Here is a 25,465-nt window from a genome sequence, read left to right as displayed (position 1 = left end):
GGGGTGACGTTAAGGGCGATCCCTTCGCCCTGGTTGCGACGAGCGTGGTTGGAGACCCTCAGCAAGCGGTTGGAGACCCTCCGGTATGAGAAGAACTGTCGCCCCACGTGTGCCCGGCGCCCTGCGGAACTGCCGACTGACGGCCTGTCTGCTCGCGACGGCCGCGCTGCTGCCACCGCTGCTGATCCTCCCGGCGTCGGGCGCCGACGAGGCGCAGGACCAGCGCCTGCAGAACGCCTTCACCGATGCCGCCCGCGAGTTCCACGTGCCGCGCAGTGTGCTTCTGAGCGTGTCCTACATGCAGTCGCGCTGGGACTCCCACCCGGGCACCCCCAGCGTCGCGGGCGGCTACGGGCCGATGCATCTGGTGGAGACCGGCAGCGGCCGCGCCCCCGCCCCGGCGGCGGCGCCGGCGCCGGCGGCGCCGGACGGCCCTGGGAACAGCCCCCTCGCGGGGACGGTGTTCGCCGCGGGCGGGCACGCCGTGCAGCCGGCGGACCTGGAACGCGCCGCACGGCTGATCAAGGTCCCGCCCGCGGCGCTGCGGACGGACGCCGTCGCCAACGTACGCGGCGGCGCGGCCCTGCTGGCCGCCGCACAACGGCATCTCGGCAAGCCGCTCAGCAACAACCCGGAGGACTGGTGGCAGGCGGTGGAACGTTTCCCCGGCACCCGTGACATCGCCACGGCCACGACGTACGCCGACGACGTCTTCACCCTGATCCGCCGGGGAGCGCACCGCACCACCGCCGAAGGCCAGGAGGTCACGCTCGCCGCCTCCCCCGGCGTCCGCTCGCACCCCGGCCCGCAGGTCCCGCACCGGCCCAAGGAGGTCGAGTGCCCTCGGGAGCTGTCCTGTGACTGGCTCGCCGCGCCCTACGAGGAGATCGACGAGGACGGCGACTACGGCAACCACGACCTGGCCGACCGGCCCCGGGACCAGAAGATCGAGTACATCGTCATCCACGACACCGAGTCGACACTGCCGAACATGTTCAAGACCGTGCAGGACCCGACCGAGGCGTCCTGGCACTACTCGATCCGCTCCAGCGACGGCCACGTCACCCAGCACGTCAGGACCAAGGACGAGGCCTGGCACTCGGGCAGCAAGTTCGTCAACGGTCGTTCGATCGGCATCGAACACGAGGGGTTCCTCGCCCACCCCGGCACCTGGTACACGGAGCAGATGTACCGGTCCTCGGCCCGCCTGGTGCGCTTCCTGGCGAAGAAGTATGGCGTCCCGATGGACCGGCAGCACATCTTCGGCCACGACAACGTGCCGGCCCCGACCGGCGACAGCATCCCCGAGATGCACGAGGACCCCGGTCCCTTCTGGGACTGGCAGCACTACTTCGACCTGCTCGGCGCGCCGTTGAAGGCCACGGCCGGACCGGACAGCGACATGGTGATGATCCTGCCGGACTACGCGACCCACAAACCGCGGTACACCGGGTGCGAGGGCGACGGGAAGCGGTGCCAGCCGCACGGCTCCAGCGCCGTCCGCCTGCACACCCAACCGGCCGACGACGCCCCGCTGATCCAGGACCCGGGCCGCAGGCCGGACGGCGACGAGTCCACCGAGGACGTCAGCGACCTCGGTTCGCGCGTCTCCACCGGCCAGACCTTCGCCGTCGCCGACCGCCGGGGCGAGTGGACGGCGATCTGGTTCCAGGGCAACAAGGCCTGGTTCAAGAACCCCAAGGACCACCCGACGGCCGTCGGCGCGAGCGGCCGCATGGTGACACCGAAGGAGGGCCTGGACGAGATCCCGGTGTACGGACGCGCCCTGCCGGAGGAGGAGGCCTACCCGGAGGGAATGGAGGAGGAGACGGACTCGCCGCTCCCGTACAGCCTGCGCGCGGGCCAGCGCTACGTGACCCAGTCCGGTGTCGGCAGTTCCTATGTCGACAGATCGACCTTCTCCGGGACGCCCCAGCCCGTGGTACTGGGCCAGGAGAGGTACTACGAGATTCAGTTCGGCCACCGGCTGGCCTACGTCCGGGCGAACGACGTGGACCTGGTGCACGCGAGCACCGGCACGGCCGGGGCGCCCGAGCAGCAGTCCGCCCCGGCCGGCCGGTGACCCGGCACGGCACCCGGGGTCGCGCTAAGTCAGCAGGTCCGCCCGGTCTCCCATCACCACGACGGGATCGCGGTCCGGGTCGAGCGTGCGGAGCAGGACCCGCATGGCCTCCTCGGAGAGGCCGATACAGGCCGAGGTGCCGCTGCCGTGGTCGAGGTGCAGCCAGATCTTGCCGCCCCGTTCGGCTCCCCAGGGGCGGGTGGCGTCGTGCGGCGGTGCGCCTCGCAGCCGGTTGTAGTCGATGGCGATGACGTAGTCGAAGTCGTGCCGGTACGCCGGCCTCCAGTAGGACGGGGGCGCGTAGGCCGTCTCGTCGTGGGTGTAGGAGAGCCGGGTGCCCGGGTCAGGGAGCACACCGCCCGCGTCGGTGACGGTGAACACGCCGACCGGGCTGCGTCCGTCGCCCGCGTAGTGGTCGGTGGTCCAGCCGTTCCGGCCGTTGCGGGCGGGCCAGCTGCCCACCGGGTGCCAGCCGTCGTCCCGCCGGCTGTAGAGCACGGCCGTGGCGTCGGCCGAGTCGTCGCCCTCGCCGTACACGGCCAGGACCTGGCCGGAGTCGGCGGGGATCTCCGCGTGCAGCCGCTCGCCGACGCCGGGCAGCGCGGTCGGGTCGCCGACGGAAACAGCCGGCCAAGGCTGCGGGACCCTGCTCGCCCGGACGGCTGCGCCGGGCAACCCCGACACTCCGTTCTTCGCACCGCCGCCGTTCTCCGGTCCCCCGCAGCCGGCCAGGGCCATCAGGACGGTCGCGGAGGCCACCGCCGTCACGACCGTCGCACACCGAACGCTCTTGATCTGCACCCGGCCATCCTGACATCACATATCGGCACATTGACTGACTTTACGAACAAAGGCCCGCGTGTTGGGCGGCGAGCCCCTGACCGGAAGCCGGCGGATTTCACCGACCGTCCGGGAAAACCGTTTGATTTCGACCACGCTCCGACGCGAACCTTTCACGGCTTGTCGCCACCTTCCCGCCGACACGAGCCGCTGGGACGTCATGCAAATTCAAGATCTTCCGTATTCCGATCCGGGCGTGCCGGACGCACGTTCGGGTCCCCGATTCCTGTGGTGGCTCGGGCGGAACCAACTGGGTGGCCAGCTCAAGGCGCTGGCCTGGGGACTGCTGCACTTCGTGGCCGTCTCCGCGCTGCCCTTCTGCGTGGGGTTCGCCGTCCAGGCCGTCGTCGACCGCTCCGGCACCCGTCTGGCGCTGACGGGCGCTCTGCTCGTGCTGTGCGGTGCGGCCATCGCCGTCGGCGACACCTTCCTGCACCGGGCCGCCGTCACCAACTGGATCACCGCGGCCGCCCGCGTCCAGCAACTGCTCGCCCGCAAGGCCGCCCAGCTGGGCTCGGCGCTGACCCGGAGGGTGGCGGCCGGCGAGGTGGTCGCCGTCTCCACCGGCGACGTCGAGAAGATCGGCTGGTTCGTCGAGGCGGTCTCCCGGTTCACCGCCGCCGCCCTGACGGTCGTCGTGGTCGGCGTCGGCCTGCTCTTCTACCAGCCCGCACTCGGCTGGGTGGTCGCCGCGGGACTGCCGCTGGTGGCGCTGGCCGTGCTGCCGCTGCTGCCCCGGGCGACCCGGCGCGCCGACTTCCAGCGCGCCAAGGCCGGCCGGGCCACCGAGTTGGCCTCGGACACCGTGGCGGGGCTGCGGGTGCTGCGCGGCATCGGCGGTGAGGACCTCTTCCTCGACCGCTACCGCCGTGCCTCCCAGGAGGTGCGCCGGGCCGCCGTGCGCAGCGCCCGGATGTGGTCCCTGATCGCCGCGATCCAGGTGCTGGTGCCCGGGCTGCTGCTGATCGCGGTGGTCTGGCACGGCGTCCACCTCGCCCGGCAGGGCCGGGTCACCGTCGGTGAACTGGTCACCGTCTACAGCTCGGTCATGATCCTCAACTACCCGTTGCAGCACTTCACCGAGATCGCCATGGCGTACTCCTTCTCGCGCCCCTCGGCGAAACGGGCCGCCCGGGTGCTCTCCCTGGAGCGGGCCACCGACACCGGCGGTTCGCGCGCGGACGCGGTGCCTGAGGGTGACCTGTACGACCCGGACACCGGTCTGCTGGCGCCCGCGGGCCGGCTGACCGCCGTGGTCTGCGGCGACCCCGACGCGGCCGGCCACCTCGCCGAACGGCTGGGAGGCCACCCCGCCGAGGCCGCCGCCTCCGTGCTGCTCGGCGGTGTACCGCTCGACGAGCTGCCCCTGGAGACCGCCCGCACCGCGGTACTCGTCCAGGACAAGGACCCGGTGCTGCTCTCCGGTTCGCTGCGCGAACTGCTCGACGTGCCGGCCTCCGGCGCCGTGCGGGCCGAGGAGGCGCTGGCCGCCGCCCAGTGCGCGGACGTCCTGGAGGCCCTGGTCCAGGGCTCGTTGGACGTCACCGACCCGCTGGACGCCCGGATCACCGAGCGGGGCCGCTCGCTGTCGGGCGGCCAGCGCCAGCGGCTCGCGCTGGCCCGGTCGCTGATCACCGACCCCGAGGTGCTCGTCCTGGACGAGCCGACCTCCGCCGTCGACTCGCACACGGAGGCGCGGATCGCGGAGGGCATCCGCGAGGTGCGGTCCGGCCGTACGACCGTGCTGTTCACCTCCTCGCCGCTGCTGCTCGACCGGGCCGACCGGGTGGTCCTCGTCCACGAGGGCGAGGTCGAGGCGGTCGGCGTGCACCGCGAACTGGTACGCACCGACCCCCGGTACCGGGCGGTGGTGACCCGGGAGACGGACGACGAAGCCGCCCTCCGGAAGACGAGGGACGGGGACGCCGCCCTGCGGGGCGGCGCGCTCAAGGAGACAGGGGCCGCGCTACGAGGCGGCACGCCCGAGGAGAAGGAAGCCGCGCTGCGAGGCGGCGCGCTGGAAGAGATCGAGGAAAGCGCATGATCGGTGTCGCACCACCGGCGTACGACCCGGCGGCCCCGACCACGGCCACCACCCTGCCCGTCGGCGCCACCTCGACCGTGCGCGCCTACGTGGCCGAACTGTTCCGCCGGCATCGCCGGGCCCTCTCCGTCCTCGTCCTGGTCAACACCGTGGCCGTGATCGCCTCCATGGTCGGCCCGTACCTGCTCGGCGGACTGATCGAGCGGGTGTCGGACGGTGCCCGTGACCTCCATCTGGGCCTGACCATCGGCCTGTTCGTGCTCGCGCTGGCCGTCCAGGCCGTCTTCGTGCGCGAGGTACGGCTGCGGGGCGCCGTGCTCGGCGAGCGGATGCTGGCCGACCTGCGCGAGGACTTCCTCGTCCGGTCCGTCGGGCTGCCGCCGGGCGTCCTGGAGCGGGCGGGCACCGGTGATCTGCTGTCCCGGATCACCACCGACATCGACCGGCTCGCCAACGCCATGCGGGAAGCCGTGCCACAGCTGTCGATCGGCGTCGTGTGGGTGGTGCTGCTGCTCGGCGGCCTCGTGATCACTGCGCCGCCGCTGGCCGCGGCCGTGCTGCTCGCCCTGCCGATCCTGGTGATCGTCTGCCGTTGGTACTTCAAGCGGGCGCCCGCCGGCTACCGCTCCGAGGCCGCCGGGTACGCGTCGGTGGCCGCCGCCCTCGCCGAGTCCGTGGACGCCGGGCACACCGTCGAGGCACACCGGCTCGGTGCCCGGCGCATCGCCCTGTCCGAACGCCGGGTCAAGGAGTGGACGGCGTGGGAGCGCTACACGCTGTGGCTGCGCTCGGTGCTGTTCCCGGCCATGAACGCCACCCACACCACCGTGCTCGGCTCGGTACTGATGATCGGCGGCGCCCTCGTCCTCGACGGCCGGCTCGACGTGGGCCAGCTGACCACGGGCGCCCTCATCGCCCAGATGCTCGTCGAGCCGGTGAACCTGATCCTGCGCTGGTACGACGAGGTCCAGGTCGCCCAGGTGTCGCTGGCCCGGCTGGTCGGCGTCCGGGACATCGAGCCGGACGCCGGTGACGCCTCGCTGGCCCCCGAGGGCCGTGCGGTGCACGCGGACGAGGTCCGCTTCGGCTACCTGCCGGGGGTCGACGTGCTGCGCCGGGTCTCCCTGGAGGTCGCGCCCGGCACCCGCCTGGCCCTGGTCGGGCCCTCGGGTGCGGGCAAGTCCACCCTGGGCCGGCTGCTCGCCGGGATCTACGCGCCCCGCGACGGCCGGATCACCCTCGGCGGCGCCGAGCTGTCCCGGATGACCGCCGAACGGGTCCGCTCCCATGTCGCCCTCGTCAACCAGGAGCACCACGTCTTCGTGGGCTCCCTGCGCGACAACCTGCTGCTCGCCCGGACCGGCGCCGAGGACGCCGAGCTGTGGGCGGCCCTGGGCGCGGTGGACGCGGACGGCTGGGCGCGGGCCCTGGAGCAGGGTCTGGAGACCGAGGTGGGCTCCGGGGGCCTCACGCTGACCCCGGCGCAGGCCCAGCAGATCGCGTTGGCCCGGCTGGTCCTGGCCGACCCGCACACCCTCGTCCTGGACGAGGCGACCTCGCTGCTGGACCCGCGCGCGGCCCGCCATCTGGAACGGTCCCTGGCCCGGGTCCTCGACGGCCGCACCGTGGTCGCCATCGCGCACCGGCTGCACACCGCCCATGACGCGGATGTCATCGCCGTGGTCGAGAACGGCCGGATCAGCGAGCTCGGCAGCCACGACGAGCTGGTGGCGGCCGACGGCGCCTACGCGGCGCTGTGGCGGTCGTGGCACGGGTGACCGGCCGTGGCACGGGGTGCGCGCCGCAGGTCGCGCCCCGTGCCGTTGCGCGGGTACGAGCAGGGGTGGAAGGCTGGAGAGCGGCACCGGTTCGGGGACGGGCCGGGAACCGGAGGGTTCGCGGCGCGTGAAGCCCGTGCCGAGCGTGCCGGCGGCCCGCCCCTCGGACCGCCGCCTCACCCCCTGGAGGTAGCCGTGACCACCGCCGACGGATGGGGGGACGACGTCTACCAGCCCGACGGATCCGAGATCCGCGAGGACACGGGACTTCTCGACGTGGAGGACACCCTGGAGTCCGACGGCGTCAGCGATCCCCTGGACCGGGGCTGGTCCCCGCCCGAGCGGCCGTGGGCCGTGGAGCACACCGGGGTCACCGCGGCGGAGGGCCACCGGGGCGAGACCCTGGACCAGCGGCTCGCCGAGGAGCTGCCCGATCCGGCCGCGCCCGACGGCGACGGCATCGGCGACTGTCAGGGCAGCGACGGCGAACTCCTGGACAACGAGGTCGGCGATCTGCGCTCCGGCCGCCTCGTGGCGCCCGACGAGGGGGCGCACGAGGACGACGAGAACGGTCTCGTCGCCACCGACGTCGGCATCGACGGCGCCGGGGCCTCCGCCGAGGAGGCCGCGATGCACATCGTCGACGAGGACACCGCCTACGGCTGAGCACCCCGGCCGTCCCTGCCCGAACGCCCCGTCCGAGGAGCCGCCATGCAGCAGGACAAGCACCCCGACTACCACCCCGTGGTCTTCCGCGACCGCGCCGCCGGATACGCCTTCCTGACCCGGTCCACCGCGACCAGCGACCAGACCATCGACTGGGACGACGGCGAGACCTACCCGGTGGTCGACGTGGAGATCTCCTCCGAGAGCCACCCCTTCTACACGGGGAAGGCCCGCACGGTGGACACCGAGGGCCGTGTCGCCGCGTTCGAGCGGCGCTACGGAGGTGGCTCCGGAGAGGCCGGCTGACCCTGGAACCCCTGGGGCCCCTGCGGTCAGATCACGTTCAGTGCGGCCGCGCAGCCTATGCCGCCCAGCACCATGAACACGGGCATCAGCACCCTGAGCTCGACCCAGCTGCCCGCGCGGAACCGCATCACCTTCGGCGGGCCCAGCGGGTACCAGCGCTTGCGGCCGATCGGGATGGGCCACAGGATCGGGCAGCCGGAGACGGTCAGGGCGTCCCCGATGTCGTGCACCAGCGCCCCCAGCACCACCGGCAGCCCCAGCCACAGGTACTCCTGGCCGGGCTGGGTGAACAGCCAGTCGGAGCCGTTGCCCGGCTTGTCCAGGACGCCCGCCAGGATCCAGGCGCTGGTCGCCGCGAGCAGCCACACCAGCACGTCGCTGCTGGAGCCGCGGGCGGCCCGCCACAGCAGGCCCTCGATCGCCAGCACCATGTGTGCGAAGAGGATCGCCAGCACCGCCCAGCGGCCGCCGAGGATCGCCGCGGCGGAACAGCTCCCGCCGATCAGCACCGCCCATACCCAGGTGTGGGTCAGTGTGCGGTGGCCGCCGGAGCGGCGCGGGTCGCCCGGCTTCCGGGTCGACTTGTAGACGGCGTAGGAGATCTTGTCGACGATCTCGCAGAGCCAGCGCGACAGCGGTCCGAAGGCGCGCGAGATGGTGGCGGCCTTGTGGTCGAGGTCCGGGGCGAGCGCGGCGCCGGCGCAGATCAGCGCCCCGACCAGGAGCACCGGCCAGGGCATCCCGTGCCCGGCCGCGGCGGCCGCGGCTCCGACGCCGAGCCAGGCGGCGGCTCCCGACAGTGAGTGAGCTGGTCCCATCATGGCCGCTGTGCGCCCCATTCCTCGTGTGCCGCTGTCCAGTTGACCGGGTGCGATGACGCTCCGTCGGCGACACAGCATAGGGCTCTTGATCTTCGGGCTCGCAGCCGATTCCCCCCTCGGGGGTCGGGCCAGGCAAGATGGGTGCGTGACCCTCATCGATCGACTGCCGCCGACCGCCGACCCCGACGCCCTGTACGAAGCCTTCGAGTCCTGGGCTCAGGAGCGCGGTCTCACGCTCTACCCCCACCAGGAGGAGGCGCTGATCGAGGCGGTCTCCGGGGCGAACGTGATCGTGTCGACGCCGACCGGCTCCGGCAAGAGCATGATCGCCGCGGGCGCGCACTTCGCCGCCCTGGCCCGGGACGAGGTCACCTTCTACACGGCGCCGATCAAGGCGCTGGTGTCGGAGAAGTTCTTCGAGCTGTGCAAGATCTTCGGCACCGAGAACGTCGGCATGCTCACCGGCGACGCCTCCGTGAACTCCGACGCTCCCGTCATCTGCTGCACCGCCGAGGTTCTCGCCTCGATCGCCCTGCGCGACGGCAAGCAGGCGGACGTCGGCCAGGTCGTCATGGACGAGTTCCACTTCTACGCCGAGGGCGACCGCGGCTGGGCCTGGCAGATCCCGCTCCTCGAACTGCCGCAGGCGCAGTTCATCCTGATGTCCGCCACCCTCGGCGACGTCTCCTTCTTCGAGAAGGACCTCACCCGCCGCACCGGCCGCCCCACCTCGGTGGTCCGCTCGGCGACCCGCCCGGTACCGCTGTCCTACGAGTACAAGTTCACCCCGCTCACCGAGACGCTCACCGAACTGCTGGAGAGCAGGCAGGCGCCGGTGTACATCGTGCACTTCACGCAGGCGCAGGCGGTGGAGCGGGCGCAGGCGCTGATGAGCATCAACATGTGCTCGAAGGAGGAGAAGGAGCAGATCGCCGAACTGATCGGCAACTTCCGCTTCACCACCAAGTTCGGCCGCAACCTCTCCCGGTACGTCCGGCACGGCATCGGCGTCCACCACGCCGGCATGCTGCCCAAGTACCGGCGGCTGGTGGAGAAGCTCGCCCAGGCCGGTCTGCTGAAGGTCATCTGCGGCACCGACACCCTGGGCGTGGGCGTCAACGTGCCCATCCGCACGGTGCTGTTCACCGCCCTCACCAAGTACGACGGCAACCGGGTGCGCACGCTGCGCGCCCGTGAGTTCCACCAGATCGCCGGCCGGGCGGGCCGGGCCGGATTCGACACGGCCGGGCTGGTGGTCGCGCAGGCGCCCGAGCACGTCATCGAGAACGAGAAGGCGCTGGCGAAGGCGGGCGACGACCCGAAGAAGCGCCGCAAGGTGGTGCGCAAGAAGGCGCCGGAGGGCTTCGTCGCCTGGACGGAGACCACGTTCGAGAAGCTGATCGCCTCCGAGCCGGAGCCGCTGACGTCGCGTTTCCGGGTGACGCACACCATGCTGCTGTCGGTGATCGCGCGCCCGGGCAACGCGTTCGAGGCGATGCGTCATCTGCTGGAGGACAACCACGAGCCGCGCAAGCAGCAGCTGCGGCACATCCGCCGGGCGATCGCCATCTACCGTTCGCTCCTCGACGGCGGCATCGTCGAGAAGCTGGACGAGCCGGACGCGACCGGCCGTATCGTCCGCCTCACGGTCGACCTCCAGCAGGACTTCGCGCTCAACCAGCCGCTGTCCACGTTCGCCCTCGCCGCGTTCGAGCTCCTCGACCCCGAATCGCCGTCCTACGCTCTCGACATGGTGTCCGTCGTCGAGTCCACCCTCGACGATCCGCGGCAGATCCTGGTCGCTCAGCTGAACAAGGCGAAGGGCGAGGCGGTGGCCGCGATGAAGGCGGACGGCGTCGAGTACGAGGAGCGCATGGAGCGCCTCCAGGACGTCACCTACCCGAAGCCCCTGGAAGAGCTGCTCTTCCACGCCTACGACACCTACCGCAAGAGCCACCCGTGGGTCGGCGACCATCCGCTGTCGCCGAAGTCGGTCATCCGGGACATGTACGAACGGGCGATGTCCTTCACCGAGTTGGTGTCCTTCTACGAGCTGGCCCGCACCGAGGGCATCGTGCTGCGCTACCTGGCGAGCGCGTACAAGACGCTGGACCACAACATCCCCGACGACCTCAAGTCCGAGGATCTGCAGGACCTCATCGAGTGGCTGGGCGAGATGGTCCGCCAGGTCGACTCCAGTCTGCTGGACGAGTGGGAGCAGCTCGCCAACCCGGAGGAGATGACCGCCGAGGAGGCCCAGGAGAAGGCCGACGAGGTCAAGCCGGTCACCGCCAACGCGCGCGCCTTCCGGGTCCTGGTCCGCAACGCGATGTTCCGCCGCGTGGAGCTGGCCGCCCTGGACCACGTCGACGAGCTGGGCGAGATGGACGCGGAGTCCGGCTGGGACGCCGACGCCTGGGGCGAGGCGATGGACAAGTACTGGGACGAGTACGAGGACCTGGGCACCGGTCCCGACGCGCGCGGTCCCAAGCTGCTCGTGATCCAGGAGGAGCCGCAGAACGCGCTGTGGCGCGTCCGGCAGATCTTCGACGACCCGAACGACGACCACGACTGGGGCATCAGCGCGGAGGTCGACCTGACGGCCTCCGACGCCGAGGGCCGCGCGGTCGTCCGCGTCACCGATGTCGGCCAGCTCTGACCCGGCCCGTTCTGACCTCAGGAGAACCCCACCCATGACGAACCCGGCCGAGAGACTGGTCGACCTCCTCGACCTCGAGCAGATCGAGGTCAACATCTTCCGTGGCCGCAGTCCCCAGGAGTCCATCCAGCGGGTCTTCGGCGGCCAGGTGGCGGGCCAGGCGCTGGTCGCCGCCGGCCGCACCACGGAGGGCGACCGCCCGGTCCACTCGCTGCACGCGTACTTCCTGCGACCGGGCCGGCCCGGCGTGCCGATCGTGTACCAGGTCGAACGGATCCGGGACGGCCGGTCGTTCACGACGCGCCGGGTCACCGCCGTGCAGCAGGGCCGCACGATCTTCAATCTGACCGCCTCCTTCCACAAGCCTGAGGTGGGAGCTTTCGAGCACCAGCTGCCGCCGGCCCGCGAGGTGCCGCACCCGGAGTCGCTGCCGACGCTCGCCGAGGAGATCCGCAAGTATCTGGGCGAGCTGCCCGAGCAGTTGGAGCGGATGGCGCGCCGCCAGCCCTTCGACATCCGTTATGTCGACCGGCTGCGCTGGAATCACGAGGAGATAGCGGGCGCCGAGCCGCGCAGCGCGGTGTGGATGCGCGCGGTCGGTCCGCTGGGTGACGATCCGCTGGTGCACACCTGCGCGCTGACCTACGCCAGCGACATGACCCTTCTGGACGCGGTGCGGGTCCCCGTCGAACCGCTGTGGGGGCCCCGGAACTTCGACATGGCCTCGCTGGACCACGCCATGTGGTTCCACCGGCCGTTCCGTGCCGACGAGTGGTTCCTGTACGAGCAGGAGTCCCCCATCGCCACGGGTGGCCTGGGACTGGCCCGCGGGCGGGTCTACGACCTGGAGGGGCGGCTGCTGGTGTCGGTCGTCCAGGAGGGGCTGTTCAGGGCCTTGTAGTGCAGACGCAGCCAGCGGCGCAGGCCGCGCGGCCGCCCCGGTCGGGCCGGTGCCGGGTGCGGCGATGGCGGGGCGGCGGTGTGCGGCTGCTCGGCAGGGCGGGGCGCGGGCCGGAACGTGCGGGCCTCCGCCACGGCCCGTGCCAGGTCGTTCCGGAACCAGTCGATCTCGTCCGGCTCGTCAGCCGTCATCAGTTCCTCGGCGAGCAGCGCGGTTGGCGAGCCCGGTGTGCCGTGGGCGGGCGGGGCCGGCCGGAGGGCCTTCACACAGGCGCGCTCGTGAGGATCCGTCAGAGCCTCGTCGATCTCCTCGGGGTCCAGAAAGCCGGCCACCGCCCCGGCCCGCTCCCACGGGCCGTCCGCCTCCCTCAGCAGGAAACCGCGGTGGCGTCCGCGCCAGTTGCGGGCCCGCCGGTCCGCTCCCGCCCTCAGCCGGTCACGCAAATCCTCGGGCGTACGGCCGGTGAGCAGCGGTGCGTTCTTCTCGTCGGCCGCGAACCGCCGTAGCTCCTCGGCCAGGTAGAGCCAGACCACGGCCCGATAGCGGTTCGGATACCAGTTCACGGGGGTCACCAGGCCGAGTTTCGCGAAGCGGGTGAACCTGCCCGCCGGGATCTCCATCAGGGCCGCGCCCTCGGTCGTACCGACGGCTCGCACGCTCTCGCGGAGGGACTCCGCCCGGTCCTGGAGCCGCTCGATCTCGGCCCGGGTGACACGCCGGCCTCCGCCGCCGCCCTCGTCGGGTACTGTGCGGATCCGGCCAAGATGTACCGCGAGGTCGAACTCGCCTCGCCTGAGGCCCAGTTCACGGGCGGCACGGCTGAACGTGCAGCTGAGCGGGCGGGGTCGGGCGATGGTGGTGCCGGCCATGGTCGTACTCCCCCGTGGAGCGGGTGGCTCGCGCCGGATGCGCTCGCCGTGGAAAAACCGTAGCCGCTCCGGCGGATCTCCTGGCGGGCCTGTGGACAACTCCGCAACAGAGGGTGAAACAGCAGGTCAGAGGTCCACTGTGGAGGAACGCTCCGGCTGCCGGGCGTCCACGCCGAGGTGTTCGCCGACCCGGTTGACGAGCAGCGTCATCTCGTAGGCGATCTGGCCGATGTCCGCCTCCGCGCCGCTGAGCACGCACAGACAGCTGCCGGTTCCGGCGGCGGTGACGAACAGGACCGCGTCGTCGTACTCGATCATCGTCTGGCGGACCTGGCCCGCACCGAAGTGCCGTCCGGAGCCCTTGGCGAGGCTGTGCAGCCCGGAGGCGACGGCGGCCAGATGCTCCGCGTCCTCCCGGCGAAGGCCGGTGCTCGCTCCCGTCACCAGCCCGTCGTTCGACAGGACCAGCGCGTGCCGTACGTGCTCCACGCGTTCGGTCAGGTCGTCGAGCAGCCAGCCGAGTCCCTGGTTCTGCGCCATGTCGTAGCGTCTCCCCGTGTGCCGTCTCCCCCTGGCTGGAGGATCTCCCCGCCAGCCTTCCCCACCACCGGCGTCCGGGCAAGGAGGATGGGGACATGGCACAGAAGATGACCGACGAGGAATGGCGGGCGTTCGTCTCGCACGGCACCCGCACCGGCAAGCTGTCCACCGTCAACGCCGACGGCAGCCCGCACGTGGCCCCCGTCTGGTTCCTGCTGGACGGGGACGACCTGGTCTTCAACACCGGCAAGGACACCGTGAAGGGGCGCAATCTGACCCGCGACGGGCGGGTCGCCCTGTGCGTGGACGACGACCGGCCCCCCTTCCATTTCGTGGTGCTGAACGGGCGCGCCCGGCTGTCGGAGGAATCGGGGCCGTTGCGTGACTGGGCCACCCGGATCGCGGCCCGTTACATGGGAGAGGACAGCGCGGAGGAGTTCGGCGCCCGCAACGGCGTCCCGGGCGAGCTGCTGGTCCGGGTCACCGTGGAGAAAGTGGTGGCGCTCAAGGACCTCACGGGCTGACGCTCAGCCCACCGAGTCGAGGAGCCGGGCGGTGTGCATCCGCCCGGCGTACTCGACGAGTCGGATCAGCACCTCCTTGCCGGAGTCCCGGTCGCGGGCGTCGCACAGCACCACGGGCGTGCCCTGGTCCAGGTCCAGAGCACGGGAGACGTCACGAGCGCCGTAGCTCCGGGCGCCGACGAAGCAGTTGACCGCGACGACGAACGGGATGTGCCGGTGCTCGAAGTAGTCGACCGCCGGGAAGCAGTCCTCCAGGCGGCGGGTGTCGGCGAGGACGACGGCGCCGAGGGCTCCCTGCGACAGTTCGTCCCAGAGGAACCAGAAGCGGTCCTGGCCCGGGGTGCCGAAGAGGTAGAGGGAGAGCCCGGAGCGGATGGTGATGCGGCCGAAGTCCATGGCGACGGTGGTGGTGACCTTCTGGTCCACACCGTCCGTGTCGTCCACCAGCTGGCCGGCTTCGCTGAGCATTTCCTCGGTGCGCAGCGGCCGGATCTCGCTGACGGCGCCGACCAGGGTCGTCTTCCCGACGCCGAAGCCGCCGGCGACCAATATCTTGAGCGCCATGGCCGACGTGTCGTCGTCGGCGGGCTCGGAGTGCTCGGAGACCATGATCACTTCTCTCGTGAGGGCCGGCTACGGACGACATGCTCAGAAGGCTCGGAGGACTGGGGACACCGCTCGGGCTTCGCAAGGCGCTGCTCGGGCTCAACGCGACGCCGGTCGGGCCGGTCGGGACGCGAAGCCAGCATCATGCCAACCGTCGGCCCTTCGCGGGCGGTTGGACCGGAACGCGTCTGTTCTGACCGGGGCGCGCCCGGTTGGTTCCGGATGCTCATCTACAGTGCCCGCAATCCCGCGATGACCTCGCGCAGAATCCGTTCGTCGGGAAGCTGGGCCGGTGGCACCGGACGGCTCACCGTGACGCAGCCCAGTTCCAGCAGATCGCCCAGGAGCACCCGGACCACGCCCACCGGAAGGTCAGCGCCTGCGGCGAGTTCGGCGACGGACTGCGTCTCCACCCGGCACAGGTCGATCAGCGCCCGGTGTTCGGGGCCGAGCGCGGTGTCGTCGTCGACGCCGGGCGCGCCCGGGTCCAGTGTGACCAGGGCGATCAGGTCGAACCGCACTCCGGTGGGGCCGGGTCTGGTGCGGCCGCCGGTCATGGCGTAGGGACGGACCAGGGGCCCGGCCTCGCCGTCGTACCACTGGCTGCCCGGCTCACGCGCGGCGTCGGTCGTGTACTCGGTCATCGGTGACGCTTCCGGCTCATCCGGCGGCGGGCGGCCGGGCGGCCATCCGCGGCGCTGTGTAGAGGTGCTCGCCGACGCGCTTGACCAGGCGCGCCATCTCGTAGGCGACCAGGCCGATGTCGGCGGTGACGGCGGTGAGCACGGCGAGGCAGGAGCCGTCGCCGGCGGCGGCCACGAAGAGGAAGGCGTCGTCCATCTCCACCATGGTCTGGCGCACCCCGCCTGCCCCGAAGTGCCGTCCCGTGCCCTTGGCGAGGCTGTTGAAGCCGGAGGCGACGGCGGCGAGGTGCTCGGCGTCCTCGCGCCCGAGGGCGGTCGAGGCGCCGACGGCCAGGCCGTCGTTGGACAGCACCACCGCATGCCGTACTTCCTCGACCCGCAGCACCAGGTCGTCCAGCAACCAGTCGAGTTCGCCGGAGTGGCGGTCGGCCCTCATGCTCGGGTCCTGGATCATGCGCGGTCTCCTTCGGTGCTGTCGGTGCCCTCTTCGGGTTCCGGAACGGCTGCCCGGCCGGGTTGCCTGCCGCCGCCGCGCGCCCAGCCGTCGCGGTAGGCCGTCATGCGGTCGCGGACGACTTCGGGGGTTCGATCGTCCTCGCGCCGGGCGGGCGCGGGTTCCTCGGTGCGTGGATCGCGCAGTTGGGGGGCGAGGCTCGCCTGCCGCACCCGGCGCGGGAGGTCGTCGTCGTTGGGTTCGGAGTCGTGCGGTGGGCGGTGCGGCCTCAAGGTCGTGACTCCGGGGGGTGGTGGCTCGGGCGCCGGGCGCGGGGTGGTGTGGGTGGTGGCCAGAGCGGGACGGACGGCCGGGCCGGGGGCGGGTGGAAGAGCGGTGCCCGGCACGCGCGCGTACTCGCGTTCCGGTGCCTGTTCGAGGCCGGCCGCCGGACGGCCGGAACGTTCCGCCGTACCACCGTGCAGCAGGGCCTTCGGCAGCAGCACCACCGCGGTGGTACCGCCGTAGGGGGAGGTGCGCAGGTGCACCTTGATGCCGTGGCGGGCGGCGAGCCGGCTGACGACGAAGAGGCCGAGCCGGTCGCTGTCGAACAGGTCGAGGGCCTCGGACTGCTCGATGCGCCGGTTGGCCTCGGCAAGGGTCTCCTGGCCCATGCCGAGACCGCGGTCCTCGACCTCCAGCGCGTAGCCGTTGCCGACGGGTTCCCCGGAGACCCGCACGCGCGTGTGCGGCGGTGAGAACTGGGCGGCGTTTTCCACGACTTCGGCGAGCAGATGGGTGAGGTCGGCCACGGCCGCGCCGATGACGGCCGCCTCGGGGAGCTGGCGTACCTCCACGCGCGCGTAGTCCTCGACTTCCGACACCGCGGCCCGTACGACGTTGGTCAGGGAGACCGGCATGCGCCAGGCCCGGCCGGGGGCCGCCCCGGAGAGGATGATCAGGCTCTCCGCGTGGCGGCGCATACGGGTGGTGAGGTGGTCCAGGCGGAAGAGGTCGCTCAGCTCGTTGGGGTCGTCGGAGCGGCGTTCCATGCTGTCCAGCAGGCTCAGCTGGCGGTGGACCAGGACCTGGCTGCGGCGGGCGAGGTTGACGAACACGCCCGAGATGCCGCTGGCGAGTTCGGCGCGCTCCACGGCGGCGCGCAGGGCGGCGCGGTGGACGGTGCCGAGGGCCTCCGCCACCTGTCCGGTCTCGTCCTCCGCGGGCGGCCCCGAGGGTGCCTCCGCCCGGATGTCGATCTCCTCGCCGCCGCGCAGCCTGCGCATCGCCTCGGGGAGCTTGCGCCGGGCGATCTCCAGAGCGCTGTTGCGCAGGCTCACCAGCTCGACCACGAGGCCGCGGCCGATGCGTACGGAGATGACGAGCGAGGCGGCCACGGCGAGGAGACCGAAGACGACGGCCGCTCCGGCGGGAGTGAGCAGACCGCGCGCGAACGGATCGGCCCGGCCCGCGACCACGTGGGCCGTGCCGGTCTGGATGGTCTGCATTCCGTCCTGCACGCGCGCGTGCGCGATGTTCCAGGTCGCTTCCGGGGCCGCGTCGAGCGCCTTGGCTCCGGGTTGGCTCGCGAGGATCCTGTCCTCGGCGGCGCCCAGCGCGGTGTAGTCGTCGCCGCCGGCGAGCCGGCGCCAGGCGGTGCGCTGTGCGCCGGGCAGGTCGGCGGCGGCCGCGTCGGTCAGGACACGGCGGGAGCCGACGGCACCGGAGAACAGGCGCAGCCGCTCGCCGTCCAGGCCGCCGGTCTGCCGGGCGCCGGCGAGGACCGCGTCCTCCTGGGCCAACGCCTCTCCCGCGCGGGAGAATTCGAGCAGCACGCGCGCCTCGGCGCCCATGTCGTCGGCCTGGACGCCGGTGAGGGCACCGTCCACGGCGAAGGCCGTGTCGATGGTCTGTGTGTACCGCTCGTAGGTCTCGTCCCAGCCGGCGCCCCGGTTCCGAACCGCCGTCCGCAGGGTGCGCAGTTGCTCGGCGCCGGTGACGAAGGTCCGCAGGCGCCCGGCGACGTCGGAGGGCAGTTCCTCGCTGTCGGCGACGGTGCTCCCCCTGCCGAGCCGCAGCTCGGCAACGGCCTGGTCGGAACGGGCGCCGAGGCTCTTGAGGGCACCGGCCTGTTCGGCGGTGGGGTCGGTCGCGTACCGGACGGCTGCGGTGCGCTCGGCCTGGAGCGCGGCGACGGCGGCGGCGACCGGGGTCCGCAACGCGGCGTCGACGCGCTGGGACTGGCGCAGCCGGGCGACGTCCTGTGCGGTGCTGACCGTGGCGTACGCCCACAGGGCGAGCAGGGACATGACCGGCACCATGAGCAGGCAGACGACCTTGGCCCGTACGGTCCGGGGGCGGATCCGCCAGCCTCCGCCGGGCGGGTTGTCGGCCGGGGTGCCGACGACGTCGTCGACCGGTTCTTCGGCGGGTGGTCCGGCGTGCGCGCGACGGCCGCGCGGCGGGCGCGGGGACGGTGTCTGCGGGCCTGCTGTGGGGGTCCTACGCGGTGTACGCATGGCCTCCTCGCTCGGGAGTGGGTCGGGGCACATCGGGGCCGGTGCCGGTCGGCGTGCGGCGCTCGGCCGGGGCGGCCGCGGGCTGGGCCGGGTCAGCGTGCGGCGCTGGTGACGGGCCGCTGGGCCGAGGCGGACGCCTCGCGCTCCCCGGCCGTGGGCGAGAGTGCGACGAAGGCCGAGGTGAGGAACAGATAGGACCCGAGGCCGACGGCGAGGGGGAAGATGAACTGCATCGCCGTCGCCCCGGGCAGGGGGGTACCGGAGGGCGTGACGTGCACGCTGACCGCGAACATCCCGGTGTAGTGCATGCTGCTGACGGCCGCCCCCATGACCAGGGAGGCGATGGTGACCGCCACGGGTGACTGGATGTTGAGCGCCGCCCACAGGGCCGCGGTCGCGGCGGCCACCGCGATGAGCACCGAGAGCCCGACGAGCACCGGGTCGTAGTGCACGTCACCGTGCAGCCGGACCGCCGCCATGCCGAGGTAGTGCATGCTGGCGACGCCCAGGCCGGTGGTGAGCCCGCCCAGCAGAAGTGCTCGGTTGCGGTCACGGCCGTAGCCGACGGCGAAGACGCCGGCGGTGACCACGATGACGGCGACGAGCAGGCTGAGGATGGTCAGCGGCACGTCGTAGCGGATGTCGGTGCCGCTGACGCCGAAGCCGAGCATGGCCACGAAGTGCATGGTCCAGATGCCGGTGCCGAGCGCGGAGGCCGCGGTGAGGAGCCAGTTGCGGCGCGAACGGCCTGTGCTGCCGAGCGCGCGGACGGTGCAGCGCAGACCCAGTGCGGCGCCTATGCAGGCCATGACGTACGACAGCACGGGGGTCAGCCAGCCGAAGGTGGCGTGGTCCAGGTGTCCCATGGCCAAGGGACGCTAGGGGGCACGGAAGCATAAAGGGGGCGCATTTCGAAAGGTGTTGCAATATGACCCGGAGATGTGTCGGAACGATCGGGTCCGGCTCGAACGTGCGCACAGGTTCGTCCTCCGTGACGGTGAGGGAACATGCGGAACATGAGCGACGACCACACGCACGTTCAGGAGTTCTTCACTGCGCGAGCGGCCGACTGGGACACCAGATTCCCCGACGACGGTCCCGCGTACGCGGCGGCCGTGACGGAGTTGGGGCTGCGCTCGGGTGACCGCGTGCTCGACGCGGGCTGCGGCACGGGCCGCGCGCTGCCACCGCTGCGCGCGGCCGTGGGGCCCTCGGGCGCGGTCCTCGCGATGGACCTGACCCCGGCGATGCTGCAGGCCGCCGTGCGGGCCGGCCGGCACCGTGACGGGCGCCTGCTGCTCGCCGACGTGGCCGCGCTGCCGGTGCGCTCGAAGTCCCTCGACGCCGTGTTCGCCGCGGGTCTGATCGCTCACCTGCCCCGGCCCGCCCGGACCCTGCGGGAGTTGGCGCGCGTGGTCCGCCCCGGCGGCATGCTCGCCCTGTTCCATCCCATCGGCCGCGCCGCCCTGGCGGCGCGTCAGGGACGGCGGATCACGTCCGACGACCTGCGCGCGGAGGGCAACCTCGGTCCGCTGCTCGCCGGCTCGGGCTGGCACATGGCCTCGTACGTGGACGAGGACGCCCGATTCCTCGCGCTGGCGGTCCGCGGGGGCTAGCCGGCGACCGCCGCGGCGAAGGCGTCGGGACGATCGAACGCGATGTCGTGCCCGGCGCCGGGAACCGTCACCCCCCGCACTCCGGAAGCCTCCAGCCGCTCCCGCCCGACGAGTTCACCGCTGAGCTCACCCTGGAGGCCGAGGCCGACCGAGGCGTCCCGAGCGGGCCCTCTTCTGTCGCCGGGACTTCAACTCTACGTTCGGTAGGGAACGACGAATGTTCGCAAGCGACACCCGACAGGAAAGGTGGCCGGCGTGTTCGACCGGATGCGCAAGTACGCGGACAGATTTCGTGGCACCGGGGGCGCGGAACCGCCGGAGCGGCGCAAGAAGCGTGCACACAACTTGTTCGAGGCCGCGGCCGCCTATGTCGCGGCCCGCGCGGAGGACGACCAGGACCGGATCGAGGAGGCGGCGGGCTGGGTGTCGCCGGAGGCGCTGTCGTTCGGGGTGAGCGAACTGGCCTGCCGTGCCGTCGTCGCGCTGGCGCGGGAGCGCGAGGAGTCGCCGCGGACGGTGGCGCGCGACCTCCTCGGGCTGCCGGTCGCCTGAAGCTTCGCCCCGCCGAGGTCGTTTCGTCCCCTCCCGGTGGAAAACTGCAGCTCCGGGTGTGGTGGCCGGTCGTGACAACGGCCTTCCGCTCACACTAGGGTGCGCGCCGTTGGACGAACGACATGGGAGGCAGGCATGGCCGGGACGGACGAGGAGGCCCTCGCCGCCGCGGACGAGGCGCTGTACGTGCTCACAGCGGTGCTGCTCACGCCGGCGCAGTTTCCGAGCGTGCTGGGCGACGACTACCCGGAGGCATGCGCGGCCCTGGAGCTGGCGCCGCGCGCCGACGGCTACGGACTGGTGCTCGGCCAGGACGGTGGCGGGGCGCGCTGGACGGTCGTCGTCGACGACGTCTCGCTGGTCGCCGTCGCGATCGCGTCCTGGGACTGCGGCATGGAGCACGACCTCTCCCCGGACGAGCGCACGGTGGTCGCCGCCCTGCCCGGCTGGCCGCTGGCGGTCGCCGTGGCGGCCCCGAACGTGCCCGCGCCGCACGACCCCGGCCCGGAGATCGCGGACCGGGTCCCGCTGACCCCGCCGGACACCAGTTCCTGGGGCCCGGCGCAGCGGCGGCTGGGCGCGGACGAGATCGCCCTCCAGTGGGCGGTCTGGCGGGAACAGATCGGCGCCGACCACTTCCCGGCGCCGACAGCCGCAGCGTCGGAAGCCCCTGAGGACGCCGCCGGGGAGGGCGAGGCGGCCCCGAAGGGTCACCTCGGCATCCGGCGTGTGCTGGCCGAGGCGCGGGCCTATGTGGACACGCCTCCGCCGCTCGGCCGGGTCCGCTCGTCGTTCGCCCCGGGCGACGCCCGTACGCTGCGCGCCGACGGGCCCGGCTGGTCGATGGTGGCCCGCACCGACGACATCGCCTTCGTGCTTCTCGACGAGGAGCCCGGCGAGGTCCTGCCCGTCGGCCGGGGCCCGGAGCTCCCCGGCCTCCTGGAGGCCCTCGACAAGATGGCCGTACGGCCTCTGTGAGCCCTCCCGGGCCGCATCCCCGCCGAGGGGACCGCGGCCTCGGGCGGGTGCCTCAGCGGCCGATCTCCTTGCGCGTGACCCTGCGCAGCCTGCGGCGCTGCGAGGGGTCGAGGGTGAGGTAGGCGGCCACCGGGACACCGACCACGATCAGGAACGTCACCCACCAGGGCAGCCATATCAGCAGGATGAGCCCGACCGCCACACCTCCTGCGGCGATCTTCGCGTTCTTCGACATCAGCGTCGCCTCCTTCGCGGCCACTGCCGCTCTCTGATCTGAAAACGGGCCCGCGCCTCCCGCGGTTCCGGACCGCGGCCCTGAGACATCCCTGACGAGCGACCCCTACTGGTCCCTGATACCGGGTCGAACAGCTTGTGAAGCACTCCCGCTTCAGCCTAGCCACTCCCGGTCGGCTGCCGGGACGGGCGGTTCTGCGATTTGCCGGTCCGCGCCGGTCCGCGGAAACGATGACCGGCCGGCGACGGTTAGCCCGGCAGCGAGGGCAGCAGTGAGTCCAGACCGCTCGGCAGCCGGCTGGGGAGTTCCGACGGCCAGTCCGTAGGGAGGTTGCTCGGCAGTCCCGACGGCAGGCCGCTGGGCAGACCCGACGGCAGGCTGGTGGGCAGCTCCGTCGGGAGGCTGAAGGAGGGCCGTGAGGTGCCGGATGTGGTCGGGCTGCTCGTGGTGGACCTGTCGCGGGGGGAACCGTCGCCGCCGGACATCATCAGGACGACGGCGACGACGGCCACGGCGGCCACCAGCAGGACCAGGACCGCGTACAGAGGACCCCTGCGTCGGCGGGGCGGCTCCGGGGGCGGCCCCGGCGTCCAGCCGACGGCGGTGGGCGGGTCGTAGTCCCCGAAGCCCCCTCCCGCGGGTGGCCCGAAGCCCTCTCCCGGGGGTGGTCCGAAACCTTCGTACGGGGGTGGGTCGTAGCCGCCGTCCGGGGGCGGGGTGCCGTTCGGCGGGCCGGGCGGGCGGGGCGGTACGGGTGGCATGGCCATACCGCCAAGAGTCACCGCGTACCGGTCACCGCGCGAGCCCCGCGCGGGAGTTGATACGGACTCATGCAACGGATGGCACGATTCCGGAGCATTTCCCGCGCGGACGGTCGCACCGGCGCCGGCAACCCGTACGGCCGCGGACAACGCAACCGCGGCAACGCGACGTCGGCGACGCAACGACACGCGCGCGTGCGGGCGTTCGCTCCGAGAGCCGCCCCCACGCGCGCGTAGGTGTTCAGCCCCGGGCGCCCAGCAGGTGGTCCATCGCCAGCTGGTCGAGCTGCTCGAAGGCCATCCCGCGTGCGGCGACGGCGTCCGCGTCGAACTCCTCGAAGGCCGTGCGGTCGGCGAGGAGCGCCTGCAGGCCGTCGGCGGCCGTCGGCTGGGCCAGCTGGTCCAGGCGGGAGGCACGCAGGGCCTCCTGAACCTCCGGGTCCGCGCGGAAGGCGGCCGCACGCTCCTTGAGGATCAGGTAGTTGCGCATGCAGCCGGCGGCAGAGGCCCATACGCCGTCGAGGTCCTCGGTGCGCGGCGGCTTGAAGTCGAAGTGCTTCGGGCCCTCGTAGCCGGCGCTCTCCAGCAGGTCGACCAGCCAGAAGGCGGCCCGCAGGTCACCGGCGCCGAAGCGCAGGTCCTGGTCGTACTTGATGCCGGACTGGCCGTTGAGGTCGATGTGGAAGAGCTTGCCCGCCCACAGGGCCTGCGCGATGCCGTGCGGGAAGTTCAGGCCGGCCATCTGCTCGTGGCCCACCTCGGGGTTGACGCCGTACAGCTCGGGGCGCTCCAGGCGCTCGATGAAGGCGAGCGCGTGGCCGACGGTGGGGAGCAGGATGTCGCCGCGGGGCTCGTTCGGCTTGGGCTCGATGGCGAAGCGCAGGTCGTAGCCCTGGGAGGTGACGTACTCGCCGAGGAGGTCGAAGGCCTCCTTCATGCGGTCGAGAGCGACGCGCACGTCCTTGGCGGCGCCGGACTCCGCGCCCTCACGGCCGCCCCAGGCGACGTACGTCTTCGCGCCCAGCTCGGCGGCCAGGTCGATGTTGCGGACGGTCTTGCGCAGCGCGTAACGGCGCACGTCACGGTCGTTCGCGGTGAACGCGCCGTCCTTGAAGACCGGGTGGGTGAAAAGGTTGGTGGTGGCCATCGGGACGGTCATGCCGGTCGCGTCGAGGGCCTGGCGGAAGCGCTTGATGTGCGATTCGCGCTCGGTGTCCGAGGACCCGAAGGGGATCAGGTCGTCGTCGTGGAACGTCACACCGTAGGCGCCCAGTTCGGACAGGCGCTGCACCGTCTCGACCGGGTCGAGGGCGCGGCGGGTGGCGTCGCCGAACGGGTCCCTTCCCTGCCAGCCGACGGTCCACAGGCCGAAGGTGAACCTGTCCTCGGGGGTGGGCTGGAAGCTCATGCCGCGGCTCCTTGCTTGATGCCTGTGCTGGGTGAGTGTGCTCGACGTCGGTCGGACACACGGTCGGGCCGACTATTTCGTCATGGCCGTTTACAAATTAGTATGCCGACGCATCCCTGGGAAGGGTCACCCTGTCCCCGAGGGATGAAATCCGGGTCGCGACACCCCGGTGAACCAGGAAAACTGCAGGTCAGGCCAGACCGCGAGACGCGGAAAAAAGGGAGAGAGCCCGATGTCAGCAGCCGAGGGTCCGCTCGTCGTCGGCGTGGACACGTCCACGCAGTCCACCAAGGCGCTGGTGGTCGACGCGTCCACCGGCCAGGTCGTGGCGAGCGGCCAGGCGCCGCACACCGTGTCCTCCGGCGCGGGCCGGGAGAGCGATCCGCGTCAGTGGTGGGACGCGCTGTGCGAGGCGCTGCGCCAGTGCGGGGACGCGGCGCACGAGGCGGCGGCCGTGTCGATCGGCGGGCAGCAGCACGGTCTGGTCACGCTCGACGAGCGGGGCGAGCCGGTGCGGCCGGCCATGTTGTGGAACGACGTCCGTTCGGCGCCCCAGGCGCGGCGGCTGATCGAGGAGCTGGGCGGCCCGAAGGCCTGGGCGGAGCGCACCGGCAGTGTTCCGGGCGCGTCGTTCACGGTCACCAAGTGGGCCTGGCTGGCGGAACACGAGCCGGAGGCGGTCCGTGCGACCAGGGCCGTGCGGCTCCCCCACGACTACCTCACCGAGCGCCTCACCGGACAGGGCACGACCGACCGAGGTGACGCCTCCGGCACCGGCTGGTGGGCGTCGGCGACCGAGGCGTACGACGAGGAGACCCTCGCACACGTGGGCCTGGACCCGGCGTTCCTGCCCCGGGTGGTCCGCCCCGGCGAGATCGCCGGCACCGTGCGCGACAGCCACGAGCTGCCGTTCTCCAAGGGCACCCTGGTCGCGCCGGGTACGGGCGACAACGCGGCGGCCGCGCTGGGGCTCGGGCTGCGTCCGGGCACACCTGTGCTGAGCCTCGGCACATCGGGCACGGTGTATGCGGTCTCGAAGCACCGCCCCGCCGACCCGACCGGTACCGTCGCGGGCTTCGCCGACGCGCACGGCGACTGGCTGCCGCTCGCCTGCACGCTGAACTGCACGCTCGCGGTCGACCGGGTCGCGGGGCTGCTCGGCCTGGACCGCGAGGCCGTCGAGCCCGGCACCTCGGTCACGCTGCTCCCCTACCTGGACGGCGAGCGCACGCCGAATCTGCCGAACGCCTCCGGGCTGCTGCACGGCCTGCGCCATGACACCACCGCCGGGCAGCTGCTGCAGGCCGCCTACGACGGCGCCGTGCACGCCCTGCTCGGCGCCCTGGACCTGGTGCTCGACGCGGACGCCGACCGGACCACGCCGCTGCTGCTGATCGGCGGCGGCGCCCGGGGCCGGGCCTGGCAGGAGACGGTACGGCGGTTGTCGGGGCGCCCGGTGCAGGTGCCCGAGGCGAAGGAGCTGGTCGCCCTCGGCGCCGCGGCGCAGGCGGCCGGGCTGCTGACCGGCGAGGACCCGGCGGCGGTGGCCCGGCGCTGGAACACGGCGGCGGGACCGGTGCTGGACGCGGTCGAGCCGGACACAGCGGCGCTGGCCAGGATCTCCGGGGTACTCTCCGACGCGGCCCCGCTGCTGGAACGGGCGCCGGAGGACCGCTGACCGC

Annotated in this window: 24 protein-coding genes and 1 pseudogene; 12 read left to right on the top strand and 13 right to left on the bottom strand. The window is 72.3% G+C overall.

What is annotated here, in order from left to right; genetic code table 11:
• Positions 1-85: 85 nt before the first annotated feature.
• Positions 86-2,083, top strand: a complete 1,998-nt coding sequence (locus tag ACZ4N4_RS29855) for an N-acetylmuramoyl-L-alanine amidase (RefSeq protein ID WP_467594541.1) — start codon at positions 86-88, stop codon at positions 2,081-2,083.
• 24 nt (positions 2,084-2,107) lie between these two features.
• Here ACZ4N4_RS29855 and ACZ4N4_RS29850 read toward each other — a convergent pair whose 3' ends face one another.
• The gene (locus ACZ4N4_RS29850; RefSeq protein ID WP_467595143.1) at positions 2,108-2,821 is read right to left on the bottom strand and encodes a L,D-transpeptidase family protein; all 714 of its coding nucleotides are present in this window, start codon (positions 2,819-2,821) and stop codon (positions 2,108-2,110) included.
• Between the two features lie 262 nt (positions 2,822-3,083).
• Here ACZ4N4_RS29850 and ACZ4N4_RS29845 point away from each other — a divergent pair, with 262 nt between their 5' ends.
• The 4 genes from ACZ4N4_RS29845 (at position 3,084) to ACZ4N4_RS29830 (ending at position 7,717) form a co-directional block, all read left to right on the top strand.
• Entirely contained in the window at positions 3,084-4,967 is a 1,884-nt protein-coding gene (locus ACZ4N4_RS29845; RefSeq protein WP_467594538.1) for an ABC transporter transmembrane domain-containing protein, read from the top strand.
• Positions 4,964-6,745, top strand: a complete 1,782-nt coding sequence (locus tag ACZ4N4_RS29840; protein ID WP_467594536.1) for an ABC transporter ATP-binding protein — start codon at positions 4,964-4,966, stop codon at positions 6,743-6,745. The genes ACZ4N4_RS29845 and ACZ4N4_RS29840 overlap by 4 nt, the downstream gene beginning before the upstream one ends.
• 195 nt (positions 6,746-6,940) lie before the next feature.
• The gene (locus ACZ4N4_RS29835) at positions 6,941-7,411 is read left to right on the top strand and encodes a DUF5709 domain-containing protein (protein WP_360494381.1); all 471 of its coding nucleotides are present in this window, start codon (positions 6,941-6,943) and stop codon (positions 7,409-7,411) included.
• Positions 7,412-7,456: 45 nt separating this feature from the next.
• Positions 7,457-7,717, top strand: coding sequence for a type B 50S ribosomal protein L31 (locus ACZ4N4_RS29830; protein ID WP_450764237.1), 261 nt, complete (start codon positions 7,457-7,459; stop codon positions 7,715-7,717).
• 26 nt (positions 7,718-7,743) lie between these two features.
• Here the strand turns inward: ACZ4N4_RS29830 and ACZ4N4_RS29825 are convergent, their stop codons facing one another.
• A complete protein-coding gene (locus tag ACZ4N4_RS29825; protein ID WP_453563945.1) occupies positions 7,744-8,538 on the bottom strand; it encodes a metal-dependent hydrolase in 795 nt (264 codons plus the stop codon).
• Positions 8,539-8,683: 145 nt separating this feature from the next.
• On the opposite strand from ACZ4N4_RS29825, the gene ACZ4N4_RS29820 reads away from it, so the two are divergent.
• Positions 8,684-11,197 (top strand): DEAD/DEAH box helicase, encoded by a 2,514-nt coding sequence (locus ACZ4N4_RS29820; RefSeq protein WP_453563943.1) that lies wholly within the window; start codon positions 8,684-8,686, stop codon positions 11,195-11,197.
• A 34-nt stretch (positions 11,198-11,231) separates the two neighbouring features.
• Positions 11,232-12,098, top strand: a complete 867-nt coding sequence (locus tag ACZ4N4_RS29815) for an acyl-CoA thioesterase (RefSeq protein WP_360494390.1) — start codon at positions 11,232-11,234, stop codon at positions 12,096-12,098.
• Here the strand turns inward: ACZ4N4_RS29815 and ACZ4N4_RS29810 are convergent.
• Positions 12,035-12,967, bottom strand: coding sequence for a DUF6397 family protein (locus tag ACZ4N4_RS29810; RefSeq protein WP_467594531.1), 933 nt, complete (start codon positions 12,965-12,967; stop codon positions 12,035-12,037). The genes ACZ4N4_RS29815 and ACZ4N4_RS29810 overlap by 64 nt on opposite strands.
• Before the next feature lie 126 nt (positions 12,968-13,093).
• Positions 13,094-13,507: a roadblock/LC7 domain-containing protein gene (locus tag ACZ4N4_RS29805; RefSeq protein ID WP_453383530.1), complete on the bottom strand. Its 414-nt coding sequence runs from the start codon at positions 13,505-13,507 to the stop codon at positions 13,094-13,096.
• 95 nt (positions 13,508-13,602) lie between these two features.
• Between ACZ4N4_RS29805 and ACZ4N4_RS29800 the strand changes: the two genes are divergently transcribed.
• A complete protein-coding gene (locus ACZ4N4_RS29800) occupies positions 13,603-14,031 on the top strand; it encodes a PPOX class F420-dependent oxidoreductase (protein ID WP_450764249.1) in 429 nt (142 codons plus the stop codon).
• Positions 14,032-14,034: 3 nt separating this feature from the next.
• On the opposite strand, the gene ACZ4N4_RS29795 is transcribed toward ACZ4N4_RS29800, so the two are convergent.
• The 5 genes from ACZ4N4_RS29795 to ACZ4N4_RS29775 form a co-directional block, all read right to left on the bottom strand.
• Positions 14,035-14,640 (bottom strand): GTP-binding protein, encoded by a 606-nt coding sequence (locus tag ACZ4N4_RS29795; RefSeq protein ID WP_453563934.1) that lies wholly within the window; start codon positions 14,638-14,640, stop codon positions 14,035-14,037.
• Between the two features lie 227 nt (positions 14,641-14,867).
• Positions 14,868-15,281, bottom strand: coding sequence for a DUF742 domain-containing protein (locus ACZ4N4_RS29790; RefSeq protein WP_450764253.1), 414 nt, complete (start codon positions 15,279-15,281; stop codon positions 14,868-14,870).
• A 16-nt stretch (positions 15,282-15,297) separates the two neighbouring features.
• Positions 15,298-15,735 carry a roadblock/LC7 domain-containing protein gene (locus tag ACZ4N4_RS29785; RefSeq protein WP_450764255.1) on the bottom strand — a complete coding sequence of 146 codons (438 nt, stop codon included), beginning with the start codon at positions 15,733-15,735 and terminating at the stop codon, positions 15,298-15,300.
• The gene (locus tag ACZ4N4_RS29780; protein WP_467594526.1) at positions 15,732-18,233 is read right to left on the bottom strand and encodes a sensor histidine kinase; all 2,502 of its coding nucleotides are present in this window, start codon (positions 18,231-18,233) and stop codon (positions 15,732-15,734) included. Before ACZ4N4_RS29780 ends, ACZ4N4_RS29785 begins: the two co-directional genes overlap by 4 nt.
• Positions 18,234-18,325: 92 nt before the next feature.
• Positions 18,326-19,099 carry an MHYT domain-containing protein gene (locus tag ACZ4N4_RS29775; RefSeq protein WP_467594523.1) on the bottom strand — a complete coding sequence of 258 codons (774 nt, stop codon included), beginning with the start codon at positions 19,097-19,099 and terminating at the stop codon, positions 18,326-18,328.
• 150 nt (positions 19,100-19,249) lie between these two features.
• Between ACZ4N4_RS29775 and ACZ4N4_RS29770 the strand changes: the two genes are divergently transcribed.
• Complete coding sequence (locus tag ACZ4N4_RS29770; protein ID WP_467594520.1) at positions 19,250-19,849, top strand: class I SAM-dependent methyltransferase; 600 nt, start codon at positions 19,250-19,252, stop codon at positions 19,847-19,849.
• Here the strand turns inward: ACZ4N4_RS29770 and ACZ4N4_RS29765 are convergent.
• Positions 19,846-19,986, bottom strand: a pseudogene (locus ACZ4N4_RS29765) (alpha/beta fold hydrolase); the annotation flags it as partial. The gene ACZ4N4_RS29770 and the pseudogene ACZ4N4_RS29765 sit on opposite strands and share 4 nt — an antisense overlap.
• 118 nt (positions 19,987-20,104) lie before the next feature.
• Here ACZ4N4_RS29765 and ACZ4N4_RS29760 point away from each other — a divergent pair.
• Both ACZ4N4_RS29760 and ACZ4N4_RS29755 read left to right on the top strand, forming a co-directional pair.
• Positions 20,105-20,401, top strand: coding sequence for a hypothetical protein (locus ACZ4N4_RS29760; RefSeq protein WP_453563923.1), 297 nt, complete (start codon positions 20,105-20,107; stop codon positions 20,399-20,401).
• 135 nt (positions 20,402-20,536) lie between these two features.
• Positions 20,537-21,379 carry a hypothetical protein gene (locus tag ACZ4N4_RS29755; protein ID WP_467594517.1) on the top strand — a complete coding sequence of 281 codons (843 nt, stop codon included), beginning with the start codon at positions 20,537-20,539 and terminating at the stop codon, positions 21,377-21,379.
• A gap of 52 nt (positions 21,380-21,431) precedes the next feature.
• Here the strand turns inward: ACZ4N4_RS29755 and ACZ4N4_RS29750 are convergent, their stop codons facing one another.
• The 3 genes from ACZ4N4_RS29750 to xylA form a co-directional block, all read right to left on the bottom strand.
• Positions 21,432-21,614 carry a hypothetical protein gene (locus tag ACZ4N4_RS29750; protein WP_181809683.1) on the bottom strand — a complete coding sequence of 61 codons (183 nt, stop codon included), beginning with the start codon at positions 21,612-21,614 and terminating at the stop codon, positions 21,432-21,434.
• A 248-nt stretch (positions 21,615-21,862) separates the two neighbouring features.
• Positions 21,863-22,381, bottom strand: coding sequence for a hypothetical protein (locus ACZ4N4_RS29745; protein ID WP_467594514.1), 519 nt, complete (start codon positions 22,379-22,381; stop codon positions 21,863-21,865).
• Between the two features lie 235 nt (positions 22,382-22,616).
• Positions 22,617-23,783 (bottom strand): xylose isomerase, encoded by a 1,167-nt coding sequence (gene xylA / locus ACZ4N4_RS29740; RefSeq protein WP_453563917.1) that lies wholly within the window; start codon positions 23,781-23,783, stop codon positions 22,617-22,619.
• 232 nt (positions 23,784-24,015) lie between these two features.
• Here xylA and xylB point away from each other — a divergent pair, with 232 nt between their 5' ends.
• On the top strand, positions 24,016-25,461 hold the full coding sequence (gene xylB, locus ACZ4N4_RS29735) for a xylulokinase (protein ID WP_467594510.1): 1,446 nt from the start codon (positions 24,016-24,018) through the stop codon (positions 25,459-25,461).
• Positions 25,462-25,465 lie beyond the last annotated feature (4 nt).

The organism is Streptomyces sp. NPDC026538 (genome assembly GCF_055567535.1).
The sequence above is the reverse complement of the archived record's forward strand: the minus strand, read 5'-3'. Positions and strand labels throughout refer to the sequence as shown.